Here is a 3,932-nt window from a genome sequence, read left to right on the forward strand (position 1 = left end):
CCGATCCAGCCGTTGCTGCCGTACAGCGCGGTCAGGGCGATGCCGGCCACCGCGGTCGGCAGCGCGAACGGCAGATCGATCATCGCGTCGAACAGGCGCTTGCCGGGAAAGCGATAGCGCACGAACACCCAGGCCACCCAGGTGCCCATCACCGCATTGAACGCGGCTGCGGCCAGCGCGGTGCCGAAACTCAAGCGCAACGCCGCCAGCACCCGCGGCTCGCTCCACACCCGCCACACGCCGTCCCAGCCCAGCCCGCTGGTCTTGAGCAGCACCGCGAACAAGGGGATCAGCACCACCAGTCCCAGCCAGGTCAGGGTGATGCCCAGACTCAGCCCCAACCCCGGCATCACCCGGCGCTGGCGCGGAGCGCGGGCAACGGCGGCGGCGGTCACGGCCATCGCGTCACTTGCTCGCCTGGATCTGGTCGAACAGGCCGCCGTCGTCGAAGTGCGTGGCCTGCGCCTTGGCCCAGGACCCGAACGCCTGATCGATGGTGACCAGGCGCACCTTCGGCAGCCGCGCCAGATCGGCGCGGTCGGCGTACTCGGGATGGCGCGGCCGGTAATAGTGTCTGGCCGCGATCTTCTGTCCTTCCGGCGAGTACAGGTACTTCAGGTATTCCTCGGCCACCGCGCGGGTGCCGTGCTTGTCCACGTTCTTGTCGACCAGCGCCACCGACGGCTCGGCCAGGATCGACAGCTTCGGCACCACGATCTCGAACTTGTCCTGGCCCAGTTCCTGCTGCGCCAGGAACGCCTCGTTCTCCCAGGCCAGCAGCACGTCGCCGATGCCACGCTGGACGAAGGTGGTGGTGGCGCCGCGCGCGCCGGTATCCAGCACCGGCACGTTGCGGAACAGCGCGCGCATGTAGTTGAGGATGCGCTCGCGGTCGCCCTTGAAGATGTGGTCGGCGTAGGCCCAGGCGGCCAGATAGTTCCAGCGCGCGCCGCCGGAGGTCTTGGGATTGGGCGTGATCACCGACACGCCGCTGCGCAGCAGGTCGGGCCAGTCCTTGATCCCCTTCGGATTGCCCTTGCGCACCAGGAACACGATGGTCGAGGTGTACGGCGCGCTGTTGTCGGGCAGGCGCGTGGCCCAGTTCGCACCGATCAGCTTGCTCTTGGCGGCGATCGCATCGACGTCGTAGGCCAATGCCAGCGTCACCACGTCCGCCTCGACCCCGTCGATCACCGCGCGCGCCTGCTTGCCGGAGCCGCCGTGCGAGGTCTCCACCGCGACCTGCTCGCCGGGATGCAGTTGCGCCCAGTGCCTGGCGAAGGCGGCGTTGTAGTCCCGGTACAGCTCGCGGGTGGGATCGTAGGACACGTTGAGCAGTTGCGTCTCGGCGGCGGCAGCGGCCCCGGCGAACACGCACAGTGCGAGCGCGAGCAGCGGGCGCCAGCGGCGCGGCGGAAGGCTGGACATGGGCGGTTCTCCGAAAACACACAGGCCGACGCCGCGGCCGATACCCGCCGCGGACCATGACGCATGCTGCGCAGCGGCAGGCGGCGGGTGAAATGACTTCCCGGCAGCGGCTCATGCCATTTGTGCATGACGGCCGCGGCCGGCGCGGGCGCCGCGGTAAAATCGCCGCTTCTTTCCGCCGCGCGTGCCCGTCATGACCGACTCCCGCCTCACCCAGCACTACGCCGAGGAACTGGACGCGATCCGCGCCCAGGGCCTGTTCAAGTCCGAGCGCATCATCGTCGGCCCGCAGGCGGCGGAAATCGTCCTCGCCGACGGCCGCCGCGTGCTGAACTTCTGCGCCAACAACTACCTGGGCCTGGCCGATCATCCGGCACTGATCCAGGCCGCCAAGGACGCGCTGGACACGCACGGCTTCGGCATGGCCTCGGTGCGCTTCATCTGCGGCACCCAGGACCTGCACAAGCAACTGGAAGCGCAGATCGCCACGTTCTTCGGCACCGAGGACACCATCCTCTACGCCGCCTGCTTCGACGCCAACGGCGGCCTGTTCGAACCGCTGCTCGGCGAGCACGACGCGATCATCTCCGACGCGCTCAACCATGCCTCGATCATCGACGGCGTGCGCCTGTGCAAGGCCAAGCGCTTCCGCTACGCCAACTGCGACATGGCCGACCTGGAAGCGCAGCTGCAGGCGGCCGACGCCGCCGGCTGCAAGACCAAGCTGATCACCAGCGACGGCGTGTTCTCGATGGACGGCTTCATCGCCCCGCTGGACGAGATCACCGCGCTGGCGAAGAAGTACAACGCGCTGGTGCACATCGACGAATGCCATGCCACCGGCTTCCTCGGCGCCAGCGGCCGCGGCTCGGCCGAGGTCAAGGGCGTGCTGGACCGGATCGATATCGTCACCGGCACCCTGGGCAAGGCCATGGGCGGCGCGCTGGGCGGTTTCACCACCGGCCGCCGCGAGGTGATCGAACTGCTGCGCCAGCGCTCGCGACCCTACCTGTTCTCCAACTCGCTGCCGCCGCACGTGGTCGCGGCCGGCATCAAGGCCTTCGCGATGCTCGACGCCGCCGACGACCTGCGCGCGCGCCTGGTCGAGAACACCGCCTACTTCCGCGAGCGCATGGCCGCTGCCGGGTTCGACATCAAGCCCGGCACTCATCCGATCTGCCCGGTGATGCTGTACGACGCGCCGCTGGCGCAGCGCTTCGCCGAGCGGCTGCTGGAGGAAGGCATCTACGCCATCGGCTTCTTCTTCCCGGTGGTGCCCAAGGGCCAGGCGCGGATCCGCACCCAGATCAGCGCCGCACACACCCGCGCCCACCTGGACCAGGCGATCGACGCGTTCACCCGTATCGGCCGCGAACTGGGCGTACTCGCCGCCTGAGATGCGCGCCGCGCTGCGCCAACGGCTGTTGCTGGCGGCGCAGACCGACGCCCAGGCGCACGCGCTGGAGGACGGCTGGGAGACCCGCTGCCTGCATTGCCGCCGGCGCCTGCGCCTGCGCGCTGACGGCGAACCGCTCGGACACAGCACGCTGGAACACGTAGTGCCGCAGGCCTGGTTCGGGCGCCGCGTCGCCGCGGCGCTCTGCGCCCAGGTCGGCGACGATCCCAACGATGCCCGAAACCTGGCGCTGGCCTGCGCCGGCTGCAATCACGCCAAGGGCCGTCACCACGATGCGCGTGGGCCGCAGGATGCGCGCGCCCGCGAGGTGGTCACCGCCCTGCTCAGCGCGCGGCTGGCGCGCTGGCGTCCGCCGCCGGCGCCAACGCCCTGACTTCCGCAGCGCTGAGCTCGCGCCACGCGCCCTTGCCCAGGTCGCCCAGTACCAACTCGCCGACCGCCACCCGCACCAACCGCAGCACGTCCAGGCCAAGCACGGCCAGCAGCCGCCGGATCTGCCGGTTGCGTCCCTCGTCCAGCACCACTTCCAGCCAGGCATGGCGCTCGCCCTGGCGCAGCAGGCGCGCCTGCTTGGCCCGCAGCGGTTCGCCATCGTCGACCACGCCGGCACACATCCGTGCCAGCAGCGCCGCGTCGGGCACCGCGTCCACCTGCACGTGATAGGTCTTGTCCGGGCCGCTGCCCGGATCGGTGACCCGCGCCGCCCACTGCGGGTCGTTGCTGAACAGCAGCAGGCCCTCGCTGGCCTTGTCCAGGCGCCCGACCGGCGCCAGCCACGGCAGGCCGGCACCGTCGAAACAGCGGTACACGGTGTCGCGGCCACGCTCGTCCTGCGCACTGGTGACCAGCCCGCGCGGCTTGTTGAGCATCAGGTACCGGCGCGCGGTGTCGGCCAGCGGCGCGCCGTCCACGGCAAGCCGGTGGCGGCCCTGCAGGATCGGGAATTCGGGATCGGTGACGATGCGCCCGTCGACGGCGACGCGGCCGGCGGCGATCCAACGCGCGGCCTCGGTGCGCGAGCACAGGCCCAGCTTGGACAGGGTGCGGGCCAGGCCGTGGCGCGGCACGGCCGGCGCGGTGCTGCGCG

The 3,932-nt window shown here is 70.6% G+C and carries 4 protein-coding genes and 1 pseudogene; 2 read left to right on the forward strand and 3 right to left on the reverse strand.

From position 1 onward, the window contains the following. Together D183_RS0121245 and D183_RS0121250 are read right to left on the reverse strand one after the other, a co-directional pair. Positions 1-401, reverse strand: a pseudogene (locus tag D183_RS0121245) (molybdate ABC transporter permease subunit); the annotation flags it as partial. Positions 402-405: 4 nt separating this feature from the next. After that, positions 406-1,428: a sulfate ABC transporter substrate-binding protein gene (locus D183_RS0121250; RefSeq protein ID WP_017910771.1), complete on the reverse strand. Its 1,023-nt coding sequence runs from the start codon at positions 1,426-1,428 to the stop codon at positions 406-408. 193 nt (positions 1,429-1,621) lie between these two features. Between D183_RS0121250 and kbl the strand changes: the two genes are divergently transcribed. Together kbl and D183_RS0121260 are read left to right on the forward strand one after the other, a co-directional pair. After that, on the forward strand, positions 1,622-2,824 hold the full coding sequence (gene kbl, locus D183_RS0121255) for a glycine C-acetyltransferase (protein WP_017910772.1): 1,203 nt from the start codon (positions 1,622-1,624) through the stop codon (positions 2,822-2,824). A 1-nt stretch (position 2,825) separates the two neighbouring features. Then, complete coding sequence (locus D183_RS0121260; RefSeq protein ID WP_017910773.1) at positions 2,826-3,218, forward strand: hypothetical protein; 393 nt, start codon at positions 2,826-2,828, stop codon at positions 3,216-3,218. On the opposite strand, the gene D183_RS0121265 is transcribed toward D183_RS0121260, so the two are convergent. Then, on the reverse strand, positions 3,169-3,932 hold a 764-nt coding region (locus tag D183_RS0121265; RefSeq protein WP_017910774.1), incomplete at its 5' end, for a pseudouridine synthase. The two genes, D183_RS0121260 and D183_RS0121265, sit on opposite strands and share 50 nt — an antisense overlap.

The sequence above is a fragment of the Xanthomonas sp. SHU 199 genome, assembly GCF_000364665.1.
Classification (GTDB): Bacteria; Pseudomonadota; Gammaproteobacteria; order Xanthomonadales; family Xanthomonadaceae; genus Xanthomonas_A; species Xanthomonas_A sontii.